The sequence below is a fragment of the Streptomyces sp. NPDC001108 genome, assembly GCF_053598535.1.
This window is the reverse complement of the sequence record NZ_JBSFKL010000008.1, coordinates 64,179-83,444: the sequence shown is the minus strand read 5'-3', so window position 1 is coordinate 83,444 and position 19,266 is coordinate 64,179. Positions and strand designations below refer to the sequence as shown.

Here is a 19,266-nt window from a genome sequence, read left to right as displayed (position 1 = left end):
AACATGATGGAGGCCGCGCCGAGCCCGAGCTCGTCGTTGGAGATTGCGAGCCGGTTCAGCCCTTGCCGGACTTGGCCGGCGACGCCACGACCGTGCCGTCGGCATCCTGGACGGTGATCGACGGCTTCACGTCCGCGCTGCCCTTCGCGTCGGAGACGTAGTAGGCGGCCCAGCCGGGCTTGTCGGCGAGGGTGATGACCTTGGCCTGGAGGGTTCGGGCTCCGAGCTTGACGGTGACCGTGGTTGCCGCTGTCACCGGACCGCGGTAGATGCCTGCCCAGAGCGTTCCGGAGGCGTTGCCGCGGGCGATGGTGGACACCTTGCCGGGGAGAACGTCTGCGACCCGCATGACGTGGGGGCTGTCGGCTCCCGACGGCTCCGGGGCGCCGATGTACAGGCCCTTCGCCGTCAGCCACAACGCGTCGCCGGCGACCGCGATCCGTTCACCCGGCGCAACCACCGTCACGGCGCTGTCCGTAGAGGCGGCCTGGAGGGGCGCGACGGCGGGCGCTGCCGACACGGGCGACGCACTGACGGACGAGGCGACTGCCGCCCCCGTGCCCGTTGCGAGTACCGCGGCACTCGCGACAACAGCCAGCCATCCGCGCTTCCGCCTGTGCGAACCGATGGAGGTCATCAACAACTCCTGTAGATCAAACAGCATCGGCCTCCAGCCACAAGGGCCGGAGCAGACAGGCTCTCTGTCCCATCCACCCCTCAGACAGCACCCCTGCTGCAAAACGCTGCTCCGTGCGGCATGCGCTCCATGTGGCGCTCGTCACAGGCGAAAGCCCGGCAGTCCTTCAGACGCAAACGAAGGGGTGGGCATCCCAGCCGTCGGCAGAGGCGTTCTCGTGCAGCTCGGCGACGGGGCCTCGGGGAACGGTGGAACGGGTCCGTGCGGACGGGCGATCCGCACGGACCCGGGAGCCGCCGTTCGCGGTGGATCCGTTGATCTCAGTCCTGCTGGTCCAACTTGTCCGCGAAGGCCCGGAGGGCATCGGCCAGTTCCTTCTTGGTGGGCAACTCGTCCACCTTCTTCTCCAGGCCGTCGATGCGTTCCGCCAGGTCGTCCAGGTTTGTCGGATCCGTGGGGTGGGATGTGGGTTCGGCCGTAGGAGACGGGGACTCGGTACCTCCCGAGCCTCCCGCAGCCGTACCACTGGAGCTGCCGCCGTCGGTGCCGCCCGAACCGCTGACGGATCCGCTGTCTCCGCCACCGGTGTCGACGCCGCCGTTGTCCACACCGCCGTTGTCCACGCCGCTTCCCGTGTCGGACGTCCCTGTGGGCACCGGAGTCGGGCCGGACGACCCGTCGTCCTGGCCGACCGCCGCAATCGCCCCGCCCACGCCCAGTACCACCGCGGCTGCCACAGCGGCCAGCGTTACTGCCATACGTCGCGTCTGGATCTTCCTTATATGCGTCATATGGCTGACGGTAGCCACTGATTGCGACGGAGGGTTTCCTTCCGCTGATTCGGAACCACATGGTCTCCCGCACGGGGGCTGCATCGGCAACCGAGGAAAACCCGTTCCCGACCAGCCCGACTGGAGTTTGATCGCCGACATGTTGAGGGCTGCCTGCTTCTACGAGTGAGCCATCGCGGTCGGAGCGCCCGGGGTGCGCCGGCTGGTCCTGAGCCGTACGCGGCACATGCGGGAACGGCCCCTCCCGTGCCCCGTCCGAGGACGGGGAGCACGAGAGGGGCCGGACCCGGTTCCGCTACGCGATCCGAGGAGACCCGCGGCGGCGCAGCAGCCGGCGGGCGGGCAGCATGACGGCCGCCGTGCCCGACAGGAACACCGTGCCGAGTACGGCCGCGCAGACCGAGGGTGACACCGACAGCGCGGACAGACCGGTCACCGCGCCGCCGAAGGTCAGCAGCGTCACCGCCGCGACCAGGGAGCCGACGGCGGTCCCCGTGCCGAGTACGAGGCAGGTCTCCAGCCGCAGCATCGCCAGAACCTGGCCGCGGGTCGCGCCGATGAGCCGGAGCAGGGCCAGTTCACGACGGCGGGACGCGGTGGCGACGGCCAGGGTGGTCACCACACCGATCAGGGTGAACAAGGAGATCGCCGCGACGGCGAACAGCCCGGGCAGGGCCTCCTGGCGGGCCTTCTCGGTGAGGGCCGCACTGTACTGTCCGGCGGACGCGGCGCGGGTCCCGGGGAAGCGGTCGAGCACCGGTCGCAGGTCGGCCTCTCCCTTCACCAGGAGGTAGTCGTCGTGGCCCGAGTCGGTGACATGGGCGGTGACCACCTCGTGAGGCAGCAGGACGTCCCCGAAGCCCTGGCCCCGGTCGTAGACGGCCACCACCTCGGGGCGGATCACGGTGCCGTCGCCGAGCCAGAGGGACACGGTCGAACCGACGTCGGCCTTGCTGCCGACGTTCGAACTGAGCGCGACCGTGTTCCTGCCGCGCAGGCCCTTCAGCGCGCCCGCCTCCACCCCCGGGTCCAGGTTCGACAGTGCGCCCGTCACCCCTTGGGCGGGCAGGGACTGGAGCTGGTCCGCCACCTGCATCACCACGGTGGTGCGTTTCACCGCGGTCACGGCCCCGGGCCCGGCCGTCTTCTCCACCGCCCGGTGCATGGCCCGGGGCACGCCCGGCCCGTCCGAGACGAGGACGTGGTCCGCGCGCAGCCCGGCAGCCGCCTGGGTCCGGGTGGCGTTGACCGCGGTGGTCTGCACGAACAGCTGGCTGGCGCCGAAGGAGAGCGCGAGTGCGATCGGTGTGATCACCGATGCGAGTCGCACGGCCGCGGCGGTGGCCGTGTCGGTGGCGAGCCGCCCCGGGACCGGGAACAGCAGACGTGCGACCGGGCTGAGGACAGTGATTCCCCCTCGGGCGATCGACGGGCCCAGCAGCGCCGCGGCCCAGATGAGGGAGAGGACGAGTCCGCCCATGGCCGCGCTCGCCACCTGCCCGCCGAACGCGAACGCGGTGGTGGCCGAACCGAGGCCGACGAACAGGAACACCAGTCCGGTGACCATGCGCCAGCGCGGTAGCCGGGTCGGTTCGGCGGAGGTCTCGCTCACGGCCTTGGCCGGCTGGATCAGGGAGACGCGCCGTGCCGCGAGCCAGGCGGAACCGACCGCGATGAGGACCGTGAGCGCCAGGGCACCGGCGACGGGCAAAGGCCCCAGTACGAGCCCGAGCCCCTGCGGCAGGACACCCCGCTCGGCCATGAAGCGGTGCAGCAGAGCGCCGAGCCCCAGGGACAGCAGACCGCCCAGGAGCGACGCCGGCACCGCGACCTTGAGCGTCTCGCGGACGATCACCCGGCGGACCTGCCGGGGGGTGGCGCCGATGGCGCGCAGGACGGCGAGTTCGCGGGCCCGGTCCCGTACGGACACGTCCAGCAGACCGGTCACGATCAGCAGCACGACGAGGAGGGCGACACCGCCGATCGACGCGCACACGCCGATCAGGTCGAGTCGTGCCGCGGCCACCTCCGGGTTCTCGACGTCACCGCGGTCCGCACCGGCCGCGACGACGAGACCGGGGGCGGCTGCCCGCAGCGACGGGGCGGACGTCTCCTTCGTGCCGAGCACGACCAGCGCGTCCGCGTGCCCGGGGCGGCCGCTGAGGGCCTGTGCCGTACGCTGGGCGAACCAGACGTCGTCGCCCGCGGTGGACCGGCCGGCCACCAGGCCGCTGACCCGGTAGGGCTCCGGCGCCCCGCCGCCCGCCTGGAGGCGGACGGTGTCCCCGACGGCCCGGCCGCCGCGGGAGTCCACCGCGACCTCGTGGTCCGCCCGCGGAGCCCGGCCGGCGCGCAGTTCGACGGCGGTGAGCGCGGTCGCGTCCCAGCCGCGGCCGGTCCGCACGGTCCCGTCGGCGGTGACCACCGGCAGGGAGACGTCCGCGACCACCTCCGTGACCCCCGGTACCGTGCGGACCCGGTCCGCCACCGATACCGGTACCCGGGCCCGTTCCACCAGCGGCCTGACATCGGTCTGGTCGTCCCGGACGGTCTCCACGCGCTGGCTCGCGGCGACGACGGCCACAGCGTTCCCATAGCGGTCGGCCGATCCGTGCGCCCGCAGCGCGGACTCCAGCAGAACCCCGAACGCGCCCGTCAGTACTGCCGCGCACAGCAGTGCCGCCGCCACTCCGGCGGCGATCCCGCGCCTCACAGCGTCCCCCAGTGGGCCAGGACGGTCGCGGCGGAGGGAGCCGTGAGCTCGTCGACGATCCTGCCCTCGCTCAGGAAGACGACACTGTCGGCCCAGGCCGCCGCCACCGGGTCGTGGGTGACCAGCACGACCGTCTGCTCCATCTCGTCGACCGCGTCGCGCAGCAGTTTCAGGACGTGTTCGGCCGACCTCGGATCGAGCGCGGCCGTCGGCTCGTCGGCGAAGACGATCTCCGGGCGGGTGACGAGCGCCCGGGCGACCGCCACCCGCTGCTGCTGGCCGCCGGACAGGCGTGCCGGAAGCCGGTCCAGGTGGCCGGCCATCCCCACGCGGTGGACCACTTCGTCCAGCCAGTGCCTGTCCGCCCGGCGGCCGCCGAGGGACAGCGGGAGGGTGATGTTGCGCTCGACGTCCATCGAGGGCATGAGGTTGTAGCCCTGGAAGACGAACCCGATCCGTTCACGGCGCAGCCGGGTCAACTCCGTCTCGCGGAGCCCTCCCATGTCCAGATCACCGAGCCGTACCGTTCCGCTGCTGGGACGGTCGAGTCCCGAGGCGCAGTGCAGGAAGGTGCTCTTGCCCGATCCGGACGGGCCCATGATCGCGGTGAGACTGCCCTTGCGGAACCCCCAGTTGACCCGGTCCAGCGCGGTCACCTCGCCGTAGGACTGGGAGACCTCCTCCAGGGACACGGCGAACGGTGTGGCCCGGGTCGTCGTCATCGGTTGCATGGTGGGTCCTTCGGTTCCTCGATCGGTCAGAACGAGTACCGAACGTAATCGGGCAAGCCGGGCGGACGGCAGCGGTCCCGCACCCGAACCGCGGGTGTAGCGCGCTCCACCTGCCAGGTGGAGCGCGCACTTATGACAAGGGAACGCCCGTCAAGTACGGTCTTGCTCCATGGACCTGAAGGCAAGAGCACTCCACAGCCTACGATCCACGAGGTATCTCCTGGGTGGGCTCGCTACCGCTCTGCTTTCGCTCGTCGGTTACGTTCTGTTGCCGCTCGTCTGCTTCTCACTGCTCTTCGCACCGGTCCTGCCCTGGGCGGTGCGGCCGTTGCGCGCCTTGGCCGACGCCGAACGCCGACGCGCCGAACGCGTTCTCGGCCGCCCCGTGCGCCGGCCCTACGCGACGCCCGAGGGCAACGCCTACCAGCGGACGCGCCAACTCCTGCGGTCCCCGGGGACTCGCAAGGACGTGGCGTGGATGCTGGTGCACGGCATCGTGGGGCTGGTCCTTCCCGTCCTCGTCCTGGGTGTGCTGCTCAGTCTGCTGCTGACGATCTCCATCCCGCTGTGGTGGTGGACCCTCCCCGGCGGGACCCTCACCCTCCTCGCGGCCCCCCTCACCACCTGGATGCAGGCGATCGTCCTGTCCGCCGTGTGTGTCTGGCTCTTCGCCGCCCTCTTCTTCTGGCTGGCCCCCGCCACGATGAGGCTGGAGACCTGGATCGCGGAGGTCATGCTCGGTACGTGGACCGGCGCCGGCCGACGGATCGAGGAACTGACCACCTCGCGCGCCGGAGCCCTCCAGGCCCACGAGGCGGAACTCCGACGGATCGAACGCGACCTCCACGACGGCACCCAGGCCCAACTCGTGGCGGTGGCCATGCGCCTGGCCCTGGCCGACCGCCGGTTCGACAAGGACCCCCAGAGTTCCCGGAGAATGGTGCTCGAAGCCAGGGACACGGTGGACGAGGCACTCGTCCAACTGCGCACCGTCATCCGCGGCATCCACCCGCCTATCCTCTCCGACCGGGGACTGAACGGGGCCATCCGCTCCCTGGCCGCGGGCCGGCCGATCCCCACCACCCTGGATCTGCCCGAGACCGACCGCCGCCCCCCGGCCGCCGTCGAGGCGGCCGCCTACTTCGTCGTCGCCGAGGCGCTGACCAACATCGCCCGGCACAGCCACGCGGACCGTGCGCAGGTGTCGCTCCGGTACGACGGTCCCACGCTGCGCATCCTGGTACGGGACGACGGGCGCGGAGGGGCCGAGCCCGGCTCCGCCTCGGGCAGCGGACTCGCCGGGGTACGGCGACGGGTCGCCGCCCTGGACGGTACGACGAGGATCGACAGCCCTGTCGGTTCCGGAACGACGATTGAGGTGGTGCTGCCGTGCGGATTGTGATCGCGGAGGACAACGTCCTTCTCCGCGAGGGTCTGATTCTGCTCCTGGAGGATGTCGGGCACGAGATCGTGGCCGTCGTGGGGAGCGGGCCCGAGATCGTCCCCACCCTGCTCGAACACCGGCCGGACGTCGCCGTCCTGGACGTCCGGCTGCCGCCCGGATTCCGCGACGAGGGGCTGCGTGCCGCCATAGAGGCCCGGAAGCTCATCCCCGGCCTGCCGCTCCTGGTGCTCTCCCAGTACGTCGAGGAGAGCTACGCCGCCGAACTGCTCGGACAGGGCGCCTCGGGGATCGGCTACCTGCTCAAGGACCGGGTGGGACACATCGAGGAGTTCCAGGACGCGCTGGAGCGGGTCGCCGCGGGCGGAACGGCGCTGGACCCCGAGGTCGTCTCCCAGTTGATGAGCCGCCGGGACCCGCTGGACGCGCTGTCCCCCCGGGAGCGGGAGGTCCTCGGGCTGATGGCGCAGGGCCTGGACAATCCCACGATCGCCACGACCCTGTTCATCACCGAACGCTCGGTCAGCAAGCACATCGGCAGCATCCTCGCCAAGCTGAACCTGCCGCCGAGCGACAGCGGTCACCGCCGGGTCCTCGCGGTGCTCGCCTACCTGAACGCCTGACCCGCGTCCCGGAGGTGTAGCGGGCTACACCTCCGGTTCGGGGGAACGGTCCGATGTGCCGACCGGGGGCGGAGGAAGAAGGTGGACGACGTAAGAGATCCCACCTCCCGGCCGCCCATCGGACCGCCGGGGGAGCACAACAGGAGGAACCCCTGATGAAGCCCGTGCTCTGGCTGCTGCTCATCGTCTCCACGGCGGCGGCGGTCTACGTCAGCACCTTCGCCCACTACACCGGCACCACGAGGGTCCTGGCCGGAGTCGGTACCGGCGTCGTCTGGGTCGGATCGGCGCTGGGAGTGTGGCTGACCAGCGGCAAGAAGTGACCCGTAGCGGCGAGAGCACCTGAGGAGGGGGCGTCCGGCAGTGAGCCGGGCGCCCCCTCCTCGTGCGTGACGCGGAAACGGGCCCCTCACGCCTGCGGCTCGTGCGCCGCGGCCAGCTCGGCGTTGAGCGCCCGGAGGAAGTCCGCGATCGTGGTCAGCTGTTCCGGGGCGAACCGGCTGCGCGCGGTCTCGGTGGCCCGCGCGAGAGGGCTGAAGTACTCGCGCGCGAGCGCACGGGCGTCGGGGTTGTAGACGAGGTGGACGACCCTGCGGTCCGCGGTGTCGCGGACGCGGCTGACGTGCCCCGAACGCTCCAGCCGGTCGAGGCAGGCGGTGATCGCTCCGGAGGTCAGCCCCAGCTCCTCCCGGAGGTGCGAGGGGGTCACCGGGCCGCCGGAGGACGCCGAGGAATCCATGATCACGGCGAGGGCGTGGATGTCCGTCGTGTGCAGGCCGTGCTGATGGGCGAAGTCCAGGGTGGTCCGGTTCAGCTCGCGGTTCAGCGTTCGCAGCAGGGTTGCGTAGGCGAACAGGTCGCTGGCCTGGTCGGTCGTGTCCGGTGAGCGTGACGGCATGCGTCAATCCTAGTATCACTCAACCATTGAGATAGTTTATCGTTGAGTTACCTTTACCTCTCGTCCCCTGGGGAATCGATGAACCGCGTGCGCCGACCAGTCCGCTGGCTGGTCCCCCTCGTCCTCGTCGTGGTCTGGATCGGCCTGGGAGGAGCCTTCGGCTCCTACGCCGGCAAGCTCGGCGAGGTGTCCACCAACGACCAGGCCGCCTTCCTGCCCCAGAACGCCGAGTCCACGAAGGTGATCGAGCGGCTGAAGACCTTCGACCAGCGGGAGGCCCTGCCCGCGATCCTCGTCTGGACATCCGCCGAGGGCGGCGACATGTCGCAGTCCCAGCAGGAGGCGGCGACCGCCGCGCTGCAATCGCTGAAGGGTGCCCGGGGCGTGGAGGGCACTCCCTCCCCGGCCTTCCCCTCGGAGGACGGCGAGGCACTCCAGGGCGTCGTGCCACTGTCTCCGGACCTCGGGGACGGGCTCGGCGAGACGCTGGACATGATCCGGGCCGCAGCGGACGCCGTACCGGACAGCCGGGCCCAACTCGCCGGGCCCGCGGCCAACCAGGGAGATCTGAAGGAGGCGTTCGCCGGGATCGACGGGGTGCTGCTCGGCGTGGCCCTCGCCGCGGTCCTGCTCATCCTCCTGTTCGTCTACCGCAGCGTCCTCCTCCCGTTCCTCATCATCATCAGCTCCGTCTTCGCCCTCGGGGTCGCCTGCGCGATCGTCTACGTGCTCGCCGACAACGACATCGTCCGCGTCGACGGCCAGGTGCAGGGCATCCTCTCCATCCTCGTGATCGGCGCGGCCACCGACTACGCCCTCCTGCTCACGGCCCGCTTCCGTGAGGAACTGGCCGCCACCGGCGACCGCGCCGCAGCCGCCCTGGCCGCCACCCGTGGCTCGTTCGGAGCCATCACCGCCAGCGCCGCCACCGTCGCACTCGGCCTGCTCGCCCTTCTCCTGAGCGACCTGACCAACAACAGGGCGCTCGGGCCGGTCGGGGCGATCGGGGTGGTCTGCGCCGTCCTCACGACCCTCACCTTCCTGCCCGCGGTCCTGGCCCTGATGGGCAGGGCCGCCTTCTGGCCCGCCAGGCCGAAGCCGGCCGACGCCGGGACCGGGGGCCACGGGATCTGGCGCCATGTCGCCCGCCGGGTGGACCGCCGTCCCCGGCAGCTGTGGATCATCACCACCGGCCTGCTGCTGGCCGGCGCCGCGTTCTTCCCCGCGCTCCAGTCGAAGGGGGTCCCGTTCGACGAGCTCTTCGTCAACGACGCGCCGTCCGTCGCGGCGCAGCGGACCCTGGGCAAGCACTTCCCCGGCGGCTCCGGTCAGCCGGCGGTCATCGTCGCCGACGCGGACAGCCGGGCCGCAGTACGGGAAGCCGCCCGCCGGACACCGGGAGTGGCCGACGCGCAGGTGGTCACCGACGCACCCGGCGGGAATCCTCTGGTCGTCGACGGCCTGGTCCGCATCAACGCGACGCTGACCGACGCCCCGGACAGCGACGCAGCCAAGAAGGCGGTCCGAGAACTCCGCGGCCGGGTCCACGCCGTGGACGCGCACGCTCTCGTGGGCGGCTACACGGCCCAGCAGTACGACACGCAGCGCACCGCCGAGCACGACAAGAACCTCATCATCCCCGTCGTCCTCGCGATCATCCTCGCCATCCTCGTCGTTCTGCTCCGCTCGTTGCTCCTGCCCGTCCTGCTGGTCGCCACCGTGGGCCTGAACTACCTGGCGACGCTGGGCGTCGCCGGACTGGTCTTCGAGCACGGATTCGGGTTCTCGGGCACGGACGCCTCCGTGCCCCTGTACGGATTCGTCTTCCTCGTCGCCCTGGGCGTCGACTACAACATCTTCCTCATGTCCCGCGTCCGCGAGGAAACGCTGCGGCTCGGAACCAGGCAGGGAATGCTCCGCGGGCTCGTCGCCACCGGCGGCGTGATCACATCCGCGGGAGTGGTCCTGGCCGCCACCTTCGCGGCCCTCGTCGTCATCCCCCTCGCCTTTCTGGCGCAGATCGCCTTCATCGTCGCCTTCGGTGTGCTGCTGGACACCATCGTGGTGCGCTCGCTCCTGGTGCCCGCGCTCGTGAGGGACATCGGTCCCGCGGTGTGGTGGCCAGGCCGACTGGCGCGGCAGACGGATGCCGGGGGCCCGATTCCGCCCGCGGCCGACGCGAAAGCAACGGAAACCGCCAGCAGTTGAGGTGTACCCGGGAGCGGCTCCGTGGTCGTCGAGGACGGCGGCCACGGCAGTTCCCCGATGAAGGCCGGCGCCTGCGTATCCGGGCGCGGCAGGCCCGGCCGTCCTCACGGCCACGCCGACCGTCCCGGTCCGTCGCCCCGTCGCCCCACCGCCCCGGCGGTGCTCCGGCGTCGGGGCGACGCGTGGTGACGGCCGGTCAGTCCTCGATCGGCTCGGCCTCGCTCAGGTCCTCCAGCCGCACCGGCCGCAGCCCCTCGAACACCACCCCGACCCCGTACGGCTCGCAGATCGGCAGGTCTCCCTCCGCGAACCGCAGCATCCACCCGTCGGTGTAGACGTTCACCTCCGGAGTGTCCAACGCCGCCCGCTCCTCCGGCACGTCCAGCCGCGCGCAGACGAACCGCCGTGCCTCCGCCACCACGTCGTCCAGATGCTCCAGCACCTCCCCGAGCAGCCGCAGATCCACCGCCCCGAGGTCCTCGCCCGCCTCCACCATCACGTTCACATCCACCCCCGCCCACCGCTCGGGCTCCGCCACCCCCCACACCGCGAGCCCACCCGGCCCGTCGGACACCTGCACCAGCGGCCCCACACCACGCACCGTCCGCCCCCTTCCTTCTGTTCCGCCACCCTACGGCCGCCGGACTCCCGGCATCCGGGGAGAGCGGCGCCGGAGCCCGTCAGCCGCCGGAGTGCGGTGCCGACGGCAGGGTGGTGGAAGCGGCGTCCGTTCGATATTCGAATGAGTGTGCGAATATTGAGTTAGGGTGCTTGGACGGTCGAGACGGTACGGACGACACAAAGGGGGCTATCGGGAACCAGGAGGTGTGTATGTCTTTCACGCATCTCCATGTGGCGAGCGGTTACTCGCTGCGGTACGGGGCCAGCCACCCGCAGGACCTGGCGGAGCGGGCCGCCGAGCGGGGCCTGGACGCCCTGGCGCTGACCGACCGGGACTCGCTCGCGGGCTCGGTGCGCTTCGCCAAGGCGTGTGCCCGGTTCGGGGTCAGGCCGCTGTTCGGGGTGGATCTGGCGGTACCCGGCAGCCCCGGGGCGTCGGGGGAGGCGCCGGTCAAGCGGCGGACCCCGGCCCGGGGCGGCGCGTTCGTGGCGGAGGCTCCGCTGCGCGCGGTGTTCCTCGCCCGGAACCCGCGCGGCTGGGCCGAACTGTGCCGGCTCGTGTCGGCGGCGTCGGACCAGGGCATCGGCTGGGAGGACCTGGCCTGCCCGGAGGACGACGTGTTCGTGCTGCTCGGGGCGGACTCCGAGGTCGGACGGGCACTGGCGGCGGGACGGCCGGACCGGGCCGCGGTGCTGGTCGGACCGTGGCGCGAGCGGTTCGGCCGGTCGTTGCGCATGGAGGTGTCGTGGCACGGGCGGTCCGGCACCGGGCCCGGTTCGCTGCGGCTCGCCGCACGGATGGCGGGCTTCGCCGCCGAACAGCGGGTGGAAGCCGTGGTGAGCAACGCTGTACGCTACGCCGATCCGCATCAGGGCGAGGTCGCCGACATCCTGGACTCCGCGAGGCTCCTGGTGCCCGTCGACACCCGGGACGCGTCCCGGCTCGACGGCGGGCAGCGGTGGCTGAAGGACGCGGGCGGGATGGAGCGGATCGCCGGGCGGATCGCCGAGTCGGCGGGCGGCCGGGAAACGGACGTGCGGCGGCTGCTCGCGGCGACCGAGGAGACGGCGGCGGCCTGCGTGGTCGATCCGGGCGAGGCGTTCGGGCTGGGACGGTTGAACCTTCCGGAACCCGGGCTGGTGGGCGCGTCGGCCGAGTCCGCGGACAAGGTGCTGGCCGACCGGTGCGCGGCGGGCATGATGAACCGCGGCTACCACCGTGAGGCGGCGCGGTGGGACCGGGTCGAGGACGAGCTGCGGATCATCGCCGGGCACGGTTTCGCGGGGTACTTCCTGACCGTCGCCGAGGTGGCGGAGCAGGCCCGGCGGCTCGGCATCCGGGTCGCGGCGCGCGGTTCGGGCGTGGGTTCGCTGGTCACGCACCTGCTGGGGATCAGCCCGGTCGACCCGGTGGCGCACGGCCTGCTGATGGAGCGGTTCCTCTCCCCGCGGCGCTCGGCGCTGCCCGACATCGACCTGGACGTCGAGTCGGCACGCCGCCTGGAGGTCTACCGGGCCGTACGGGAGCGGTTCGGGGCCGGCCGGGTGGCGACGCTCGCGGTGTACAAGACGTACCGCGCGCGCGGCGCGATCGAGGACGTGGCGCGGGCCCGGGGCATGGCCCCCGAGGACGCGGCGCGTCTCGCGAAGGAGTTCCCGCAGATCCGGGCGAAGGACGTCCGGGCGGCGCTCGCCGAACTGCCGGAGCTGCGCGGGGTCGCGGCCGAGGACCACGGCCGGCTGTGGGAGCTGGTGGAGTCCCTCGACGGGCTGCCGCACGAGGCGGCGATGCACCCCTGCGGTCTGCTCGTCTCCAACGCCGGGCTGCTCGAACGCACCCCGGTGGCGCCGACCACCGTCGAGAACATCGCCATGTCCCAGTTCGACAAGGAGGACATCGAGGACACCGGGCACCCGAAGATCGACGTCATCGGGGTGCGCATGCTGTCCGCGATCTCCCACGCGGTCGCCGAGATCGAGCGGGCCACCGGCGAGCGCCTCGACCTGGACGACCCGGCGCAGGTGCCGCCGGACGACCCGGCCACGTACGACATGATCGTGTCCGGGGACACCCTGGGGACCTTCCAGCTGGAGAGCCCCGGCCAGCGCGAGCTCGTACGGAATCTGCGGCCCCGCTCCTTCGGCGATCTGGCCCTGGACATCAGCCTGTTCCGGCCCGGCCCGGTGGCCGCCGACATGGTGACACCGCTGATCGAATCCCGGGACGGCCGGAGGCGGACCCGCTGCCCGCACCCGGATCTGGAGCCGATCCTGCGGGAGACCGAGGGGCAGGTCGTCTTCCACGAGCAGGTCATCGCGATCGTGGCGACGATGACCGGCTGCGACCGGGGCATGGCCGACGAGGCGCGCCGCGCCCTGTCCGACTCCGGGCGGCGGGGCCGGGTCAGGGCCTGGTTCGCCGACCGGTCACGGGCCCGCGGCTATTCCGTCCGGGCCGTGCGGGACGTGTGGGACATCCTGGAGGGCTTCGGCAGTTTCGGATTCGCCAAGGCGCACGCCGCGGCCTTCGCGCTGCCCGCGTACCAGTCGAGCTGGCTGAAGGCGCACCGGATGGCCGCCCTGCTCGCCGGGCTGCTCACCCACGACCCCGGGATGTACCACAAGCGCGTCCTGGCCGCGGACGCCCGGCGCCACGGGGTGCCGCTGCTGCTGCCGGACGTCAACCGCTCCCATGCCGCACACACAATCGAACTGGTGTCCGGTAAGTGGGGGGTGCGCATCGGGTTGTCGCAGGTCCGCGGTGCCACCGAGGCGGAGAACGCGCGCATCGAGGGCGGGCAGCCGTACACCTCGCTGGAGGACTTCTGGCAGCGCGCCCGCCCCAGCCGCCCCCTGGCCGAGCGCCTGGCCCGGGTCGGCGCGCTGGACACCTTCGGCGTCCGACGCGAACTCCTGCTGAAAATATCCGAGTTGCACCGGACCGGGCGCGGCCACGACGCCTCCGCGGGGCAACTCCCCATGGCGGAGGCCGACGCCGGGCCCGCACCGCACGACACCGTCCCGGCCACCGGGCTCCCCGCCATGAGCGGCTCCGAGCAGCTCGCCGCGGAACTGGACGTACTCGGCATGGACGTCTCACGCCATGTCCTGGAGGAGCACCGGTCCCTGCTCGCCGACATCGGGGCGACCCCCGCCGCTGCCCTGCCCGGACTGCGGCCCGGCACCACCGTGCTGGTCGCGGGCGTCAAGGTCGCCACCCAGACCCCGCCGATCCGGTCGGGCAGACGGGTCGTCTTCGCCACCCTCGACGACCCGACGGGCCTGTCCGACCTGGCGTTCTTCGAGGACAGCCACGCACGCTGCGCCCATACGGTCTTCCACAGCGGCCTGCTGCTCGTACGCGGGACGCTGGCGCGGCGGCCGCCGCGCGCCTTCAGCATCACCGGCACGGCCGCCTGGGATCTGGCCGAGCTGATCGAGCTGTACGCCGAGGGAGGCCCGGCCGCCGTCGCCGACCGGCTCGCCCGCCCCGCCGCCGACCGCCGGTCCGGAACGCGCCGCACCCTCGCCCAGCCGACCGGCTCCGCCCTCCACCCCTGGGCCGACCTCAAGCCGCCCGGCACCCCGGCCGCCCACACCGCCCTCGACGGAAGGGTCTTCCACCACGCGAGCACCGGAAGCGCGGGGTGAGCGGCGATGATCCTCTACCTCCACTTCGGGGACCCGCAACCCGAGCCGACGTACCGTCAACTGCTCGACATAGTCGGGGAGTTCACGCCCATGGGGCAGGCCCTCCCGCCGGACGCGGCGCTCGCCGACGTGTCCGGGAGCGTGCGGTACTTCGACCGGGACGCCGCCGGGATCGCCGCACTGATCCGGATGCGGGTGGCCGCCCGGTTCGACCTCGACACGACGGTCGGCATCGGACCCAACCCCCTGCTCGCCCAACTGGCCGCCCATCGCGGGGCCGCCGGCGCGATCCGTACCGTCCCGGACGACCCCGGGGCCGTCGCCGCGTTCCTGACCGGCCTGCCCGCCGCCGCCCTGCCCGGGGTCGGCCCGGCGACGGCACGCACCCTGGCCTCCTACGGCCTGGTCACCGCCGACCGGATCGCCGCCACCCCGCTGCTCACGCTCCAGCGCATCCTGGGCACGGCGGCCGGGCGCCAGCTCCACCGGAGGGCGGCGGGCCTCGACCCCACCCGGGTCGTGCCGGGCTCCCCGCCCCCCACGTTCAGCGCCGAACACCGTTTCGTACGCGACGAACTCGACCCCGACCGGCAGCGCGGCGCCCTGACCCACCTCGCCGAACGCCTCGGCTCCCGGCTCCGCACCGAGCGGCGGGCCTGCCAGGCGCTGACCCTGACGGTCCAGTACGCCGACCGGTCCACGACCACCCGCAGCCGGACCCTGCCCGAGGCCACCGCCCACAGCCCCCGGCTGCGCGAGGCCGCCCACGCGCTGCACGGGACGCTCGGCCTCCAGCGGGCCCGGGTCCGCTGCCTCACCCTGCGGGCCGAGAAGCTGTGCGACGAGGGTGCGGTCTCCCGGCAGTTGTCCTTCGGACCCGAGGACGACAGGGCGCACCGCATCGAGGCCGCGGCCGACCGGGCCCGTGCCCGCTTCGGACCGGACGCGGTGCGCCCCGCGAGCACGGCGGGACTGAGGTGAGACGAACGCCCGAACCCGGTGGCCGGTCGGCCAGGGAGTATGGCCGGTCGGCCGACGCGGTGTCGCGGCGGCCCTTCCTAGAGTCGAGCCCGAACGGACACCGGAACGAGGAGGGGACGTTCGATGGACCGACGGACCACGGAAGACCAGCGGGGTACGACCACCATGCACGAGGACGCCACGGCAGGGGCCGGTACGGGGGCCGAGTTCGAGACCGACGTCATGGCGCTGCTCGTCGCGGCGCTGCGCGGCGCGGTCAAGCTGGAGGCGACGACGGTGGGGACCGAGAACCTGCTGGCCGCGCTGGTGATGGGGGACAGCGACGCGGGCGCGGCGATCGCACCGGGCATGCGGAAGCCCGGCGCGATCGGCGGACTGGTGGCGGGGCGGGGCGGCCGCGGCTGGGCGAGTACCGACGACGCGGACACGACCGTGTCCCGCGCGGACGCGGCCGACGCCCACGAGGTCACCGCCGCCTGGCGCGAGGCGCACTGGCGGTTCGGGCTCGGAGCGCGCCGCCCGGCCGCCGAGGACGACCGGCCACTGCCCGGCATGACGGGGGCTCTGCGCGGCTGCCTGCTGCTGGCGTTGGAGTCGGCCCGCGCCGAGGGGTCCGTCTCCGTGCGCTGCCGGCACGTGGCCCGCGCGCTGCTGGAACTGCCGGACAGCCGCGCCCGCGAGGCGCTGGTGGTGGAGCGGCTGGACCTGGCCGCCGCGACGAGGGCGCTCGACGCCCTGGACACCCGGGACGCGGGCGACCCGGACGCGTCCGGGAGGCCCGAGTCGCACGGTGTCCTGCTGCTCCGCCGGGCCGGCACGCTGGGCAGGAGCGGCAACCCCCTGACGCGTGCCCTGACGTCGTGGCTCTCCGGGTCCGGCCAGTACGGCTCCCCGGTGCTGTTCGCGGTGCTGGTCGAGACGGACCGGCAGGCGGTACGCGGCGGGCACCGCGAGGTACGGCCCGTGGACCTCCTCCTGGGCATCCTCGCCCTGGACCGGGCCCTGGCCGTTGCCGGGAAGGCCCTGCCCGGTGAGTTGGCGGCCGCCAACTCCGCCGCCGCGCTGCTGCGCCGGCACGGCGTACGACCGGACCGGCTGGGCCGGGCGGCGAGCACCGTGGGGGAGGCTGTGGCCGGGGGGAAGGTGCGGCGCGCCGCCGCCGAGCGGGCCACGGCGGTCGCCCAGCTCAAGGCCGCCGAGCACGGGTCGGCCACGGTCGGAACGGTCCATCTGCTGGCCGCCCTCCTCGACGAGTCCGCGGCCGACGCCCCGGCCCCGAACACCACGGTCGCCGGACTCCTGGCCGCCCAGGGCGTGGACGTCGCCGCGCTCCGGGCCGACCTGCCGCTCGGGCCGGGCGCGTGAGAGCGGGGGCCGCCGGGACACGGCGTCCCCGTCCGGCGCTACCGTCCACCCCGGCGCGTTCCTCGCGCCGGAAGGGGGGACGACCATGAGTGAGGTACCCGAGCACGCGGGCCGGGCCCGCCCGCCCGCGTGGCGCCGACCGGGCGACGTGGTCCGGTGGGCGCGCGCCGAGGTGGCCGCGAGCCCGGCGGCCGTACGGGAGGCGGCGGGGGGTGGTGTCACCGCCGATGCCCTGCTGGGTCTCCTCGCGCTGGCCCTCGGTCTGGTCCCACTCCTGGTGGTGCATCCGGAGCGGCCGGTACCGGCGGTGCTGGAGGCGGTGTGGGCGGCGCTGCTGGTGGTGGGGCGGCGCGGCCGGCCCGTGGCGGCGGTGGTGTGCGCCGCGCCGCTGCTGGTGGGCGCCAACGTGTGGACGCTGGCGGCGATTCCGCTGATCGTACTGTCCGCCACCCGCCGGATCGCGCCGCCCCGGCGGGCGTGGCGGGTGGTGGGGGCGGCCTGCGCGGTGGCCGGAGCGCTGACCGTGGTGCGCGCCCTGGCCGGCGGCGGGCCGCTGCTGACGGAGCTGGCCGGCAACGCGGTCTCCGCGGTGCTGCTGCTCGTCCTCCCGGCCCTGTCGGGGACCCTGCTCGGCACCCGGCGGCCCCTGGTCGACCTGCTCCGCGAACGCAACGCCTATCTGGAGCAGACCCGCACACTGACCGCCACGGCGGCCCGGATGGAGGAACGGACCCGGATAGCCGGTGAGATGCACGACCTCCTGGGCCACCGGCTGAGCCTGATCTCGGTCCACGCCGGGGCGCTGGAGCTGGCCGCCGGACGGCAGGCCCCCGCCCTCGCGGGACAGGTGGAGCTGCTGCGCACGACGGCCGGTACGGCGATGGAGGAGCTCCGCGAGATCCTCGGCGTGCTGCGCCACGCGGACCTCGCGGACGCGTACGAGGGCGCTGCCGAGGAGCCGGGCCCGGACACCGGTGCGCGGGGAACGTACGAGGACATCTCCGCCCTGGTCGCACAGTCCCGGCAGACGGGCGACGGACCGGTCGAGCTGGAGTGGACGCTCCCCGCCACGGCCGAGGTCGACCCCCGTACCCGGCAGGCGGTCCACCGGGTGGTCCGGGAGGGCTTGACGAACGTGCTGAAGCACGCGTCCGGCGCGCCCGTGCGGGTGGAGGTCCGAGCCGTGGCCGCGGAGCTCCGGGTCGGCGTGGCGAACGGGGCCCCGCGTACGGGCGGCCGCTCGTACGGGGGCACGCACAGCGGCCTGGCCGGTCTGCACGAGCGGATCTCCATGCTGGGCGGAACCTTTGCGGCGGGGCCCCGGCCGGACGGGGGGTTCGCGCTGACGGCCCGTCTGCCCCTCGGTGACGTGAACGGCGACCTCCCGTCCGCACGCGCCCAACTCCCCGACCGGACCGGCGCGTACGGCTCCCCGGCGTCCGGTGCGCCGGCGGGGGCACGGAGCCGGGGAGGGGCGCACGCCCCGCTGCGGGCCGAGGTGCTGACCTGGCCGAGGATCCTGGGGGCCGGCTGCGCGGCGGTGGCCGTCGTCCTGCCCACGGCGGGCTTCCTGGCCGTCCTGCTGGTGATGGCGGTGCTGCGAGGTGTCTGACACGGGCTCACGGACGGGGCCGCGCGGTCGCCCGCGCCCACCCGCCGGGCACCTCGTAGGATGACCGGGTGATCCGAGTTCTGGTCGCCGACGACGAGGCGCTGATGCGTACGGGCATCCGGCTGATCCTGGAGAACGCCGAGGACATCGATGTCGTGGCCGAGGCCGCCGACGGCGGGGAAGCGGCAGCGGCCTGCCGGTCCCAGGAGGTCGACGTCGCCCTCCTCGACCTCCGGATGCCGGTCAGGGACGGGATCGCGGCCGCACAGGACATCACCCGCCTCTCGCCGCGCACCTACGTGGTGATGCTGACGGCCTTCGGCGAGGAGGCGAGCGTCACGCGCGCCCTGCGCGCCGGGGCGAGCGGCTACCTCCTCAAGGACACCGGACCCAACGACCTGATCCACGCCGTGCGCCTCGCGGCGAAGGGCGAACCGGTCCTGGCCCCCCGCATCACCCGCCAACTCCTCGAACGCCACGTCCGGACCGGCCGTGACACCGAGAACGCGCGGCGCCGGATCGAGGAACTCACCCCGGCCGAGAGCGATGTGCTGCGCCTGCTCGGCCAGGGGCTCTCCAACCCCGAGATCGCCGACGAGCTGTACATCAGCACGGGCACCGTCAAGGCGCACATCAGTCGCATCCTGACGCGCACGGGCAGCGCCAACCGCGTCCAGGCGGCGGTCCTGGCGCACGACGCCGGGCTCCTGGGCGGCCGTTGAGCCGCAGCGGTCGCCGCCCGCTGTCCGGACCCCGCGCCCAAGCCGCGTATGCCGCCTACCGCCCGCACTGCGGCTTCCAGGCGCACGCCCGCCGCCGGGACTGGGCCATCCGCGTCGAGTCCCCCATCTCCCGGTGGACCTCCTGCACGCCGCCGAGCCCTTCTGAGACGGCCGAACGGCCGGGGCGGGTTTCTCCGTGCACGGCGACGGAATCCCGCCCCCGGCCCCGACGAGCCTTTCCCCGAAGCCGTTGTCGCGGGTCCTTCACGGCTTTGTCATGTTTGCGTACCGCCGCGTGGCTGGCCGAAATG

At 73.1% G+C, this 19,266-nt stretch carries 15 protein-coding genes; 9 read left to right on the top strand and 6 right to left on the bottom strand.

What is annotated here, in order from left to right:
• Nucleotides 1–55 precede the first annotated feature (55 nt).
• The 4 genes from ACWC97_RS19375 to ACWC97_RS19360 all read right to left on the bottom strand — a co-directional run bounded on the left by ACWC97_RS19375 (nucleotide 56) and on the right by ACWC97_RS19360 (nucleotide 4,872).
• On the bottom strand, nucleotides 56–466 hold the full coding sequence (locus ACWC97_RS19375) for a hypothetical protein (RefSeq protein ID WP_450650497.1): 411 nt from the start codon (nucleotides 464–466) through the stop codon (nucleotides 56–58).
• Between the two features lie 491 nt (nucleotides 467–957).
• Nucleotides 958–1,374 (bottom strand): hypothetical protein, encoded by a 417-nt coding sequence (locus ACWC97_RS19370; RefSeq protein ID WP_450650495.1) that lies wholly within the window; start codon nucleotides 1,372–1,374, stop codon nucleotides 958–960.
• 349 nt (nucleotides 1,375–1,723) lie between these two features.
• On the bottom strand, nucleotides 1,724–4,141 hold the full coding sequence (locus ACWC97_RS19365; protein ID WP_450650493.1) for an FtsX-like permease family protein: 2,418 nt from the start codon (nucleotides 4,139–4,141) through the stop codon (nucleotides 1,724–1,726).
• Nucleotides 4,138–4,872 (bottom strand): ABC transporter ATP-binding protein, encoded by a 735-nt coding sequence (locus ACWC97_RS19360; protein WP_385213479.1) that lies wholly within the window; start codon nucleotides 4,870–4,872, stop codon nucleotides 4,138–4,140. Before ACWC97_RS19360 ends, ACWC97_RS19365 begins: the two co-directional genes overlap by 4 nt.
• A 169-nt stretch (nucleotides 4,873–5,041) precedes the next feature.
• Between ACWC97_RS19360 and ACWC97_RS19355 the strand changes: the two genes are divergently transcribed.
• The 3 genes from ACWC97_RS19355 (at nucleotide 5,042) to ACWC97_RS19345 (ending at nucleotide 7,220) form a co-directional block, all read left to right on the top strand.
• Nucleotides 5,042–6,274 carry a sensor histidine kinase gene (locus tag ACWC97_RS19355; protein WP_450650492.1) on the top strand — a complete coding sequence of 411 codons (1,233 nt, stop codon included), beginning with the start codon at nucleotides 5,042–5,044 and terminating at the stop codon, nucleotides 6,272–6,274.
• Entirely contained in the window at nucleotides 6,262–6,897 is a 636-nt protein-coding gene (locus ACWC97_RS19350) for a response regulator transcription factor (protein ID WP_259928450.1), read from the top strand. The genes ACWC97_RS19355 and ACWC97_RS19350 overlap by 13 nt, the downstream gene beginning before the upstream one ends.
• Nucleotides 6,898–7,052: 155 nt before the next feature.
• Nucleotides 7,053–7,220 (top strand): hypothetical protein, encoded by a 168-nt coding sequence (locus tag ACWC97_RS19345; RefSeq protein WP_352274468.1) that lies wholly within the window; start codon nucleotides 7,053–7,055, stop codon nucleotides 7,218–7,220.
• Between the two features lie 86 nt (nucleotides 7,221–7,306).
• Here the strand turns inward: ACWC97_RS19345 and ACWC97_RS19340 are convergent, their stop codons facing one another.
• The gene (locus tag ACWC97_RS19340; RefSeq protein WP_352274469.1) at nucleotides 7,307–7,795 is read right to left on the bottom strand and encodes a MarR family winged helix-turn-helix transcriptional regulator; all 489 of its coding nucleotides are present in this window, start codon (nucleotides 7,793–7,795) and stop codon (nucleotides 7,307–7,309) included.
• 78 nt (nucleotides 7,796–7,873) lie between these two features.
• Between ACWC97_RS19340 and ACWC97_RS19335 the strand changes: the two genes are divergently transcribed.
• Nucleotides 7,874–10,003, top strand: coding sequence for an MMPL family transporter (locus ACWC97_RS19335; protein WP_450650489.1), 2,130 nt, complete (start codon nucleotides 7,874–7,876; stop codon nucleotides 10,001–10,003).
• Between the two features lie 196 nt (nucleotides 10,004–10,199).
• Here the strand turns inward: ACWC97_RS19335 and ACWC97_RS19330 are convergent, their stop codons facing one another.
• Nucleotides 10,200–10,604 (bottom strand): hypothetical protein, encoded by a 405-nt coding sequence (locus ACWC97_RS19330; RefSeq protein ID WP_352274471.1) that lies wholly within the window; start codon nucleotides 10,602–10,604, stop codon nucleotides 10,200–10,202.
• 230 nt (nucleotides 10,605–10,834) lie between these two features.
• Between ACWC97_RS19330 and ACWC97_RS19325 the strand changes: the two genes are divergently transcribed.
• From ACWC97_RS19325 to ACWC97_RS19305, 5 genes are all read left to right on the top strand, one after another.
• Complete coding sequence (locus ACWC97_RS19325; protein ID WP_450650487.1) at nucleotides 10,835–14,275, top strand: DNA polymerase III subunit alpha; 3,441 nt, start codon at nucleotides 10,835–10,837, stop codon at nucleotides 14,273–14,275.
• A 6-nt stretch (nucleotides 14,276–14,281) separates the two neighbouring features.
• Entirely contained in the window at nucleotides 14,282–15,256 is a 975-nt protein-coding gene (locus ACWC97_RS19320) for a DNA polymerase Y family protein (protein ID WP_450650485.1), read from the top strand.
• A 123-nt stretch (nucleotides 15,257–15,379) separates the two neighbouring features.
• Entirely contained in the window at nucleotides 15,380–16,621 is a 1,242-nt protein-coding gene (locus ACWC97_RS19315; RefSeq protein WP_450650483.1) for a Clp protease N-terminal domain-containing protein, read from the top strand.
• Nucleotides 16,622–16,706: 85 nt separating this feature from the next.
• Entirely contained in the window at nucleotides 16,707–18,233 is a 1,527-nt protein-coding gene (locus tag ACWC97_RS19310) for a sensor histidine kinase (RefSeq protein WP_450650481.1), read from the top strand.
• Nucleotides 18,234–18,301: 68 nt separating this feature from the next.
• Nucleotides 18,302–18,955, top strand: a complete 654-nt coding sequence (locus ACWC97_RS19305; RefSeq protein WP_352274476.1) for a response regulator transcription factor — start codon at nucleotides 18,302–18,304, stop codon at nucleotides 18,953–18,955.
• The last annotated feature ends 311 nt before the right edge of the window (nucleotides 18,956–19,266 follow it).

What these genes read in the sequence shown, in the direction of transcription:
- ACWC97_RS19360 (WP_385213479.1), bottom strand. Translation starts at nt 4,872, where the DNA reads ATGCAACCGATGACGACGACCCGGGCCACACCGTTCGCCGTGTCCCTG.
- ACWC97_RS19355 (WP_450650492.1), top strand. Translation starts at nt 5,042, where the DNA reads ATGGACCTGAAGGCAAGAGCACTCCACAGCCTACGATCCACGAGGTAT.
- ACWC97_RS19345 (WP_352274468.1), top strand. Translation starts at nt 7,053, where the DNA reads ATGAAGCCCGTGCTCTGGCTGCTGCTCATCGTCTCCACGGCGGCGGCG.
- ACWC97_RS19340 (WP_352274469.1), bottom strand. Translation starts at nt 7,795, where the DNA reads ATGCCGTCACGCTCACCGGACACGACCGACCAGGCCAGCGACCTGTTC.
- ACWC97_RS19335 (WP_450650489.1), top strand. Translation starts at nt 7,874, where the DNA reads ATGAACCGCGTGCGCCGACCAGTCCGCTGGCTGGTCCCCCTCGTCCTC.
- ACWC97_RS19325 (WP_450650487.1), top strand. Translation starts at nt 10,835, where the DNA reads ATGTCTTTCACGCATCTCCATGTGGCGAGCGGTTACTCGCTGCGGTAC.
- ACWC97_RS19320 (WP_450650485.1), top strand. Translation starts at nt 14,282, where the DNA reads ATGATCCTCTACCTCCACTTCGGGGACCCGCAACCCGAGCCGACGTAC.
- ACWC97_RS19315 (WP_450650483.1), top strand. Translation starts at nt 15,380, where the DNA reads ATGGACCGACGGACCACGGAAGACCAGCGGGGTACGACCACCATGCAC.
- ACWC97_RS19310 (WP_450650481.1), top strand. Translation starts at nt 16,707, where the DNA reads ATGAGTGAGGTACCCGAGCACGCGGGCCGGGCCCGCCCGCCCGCGTGG.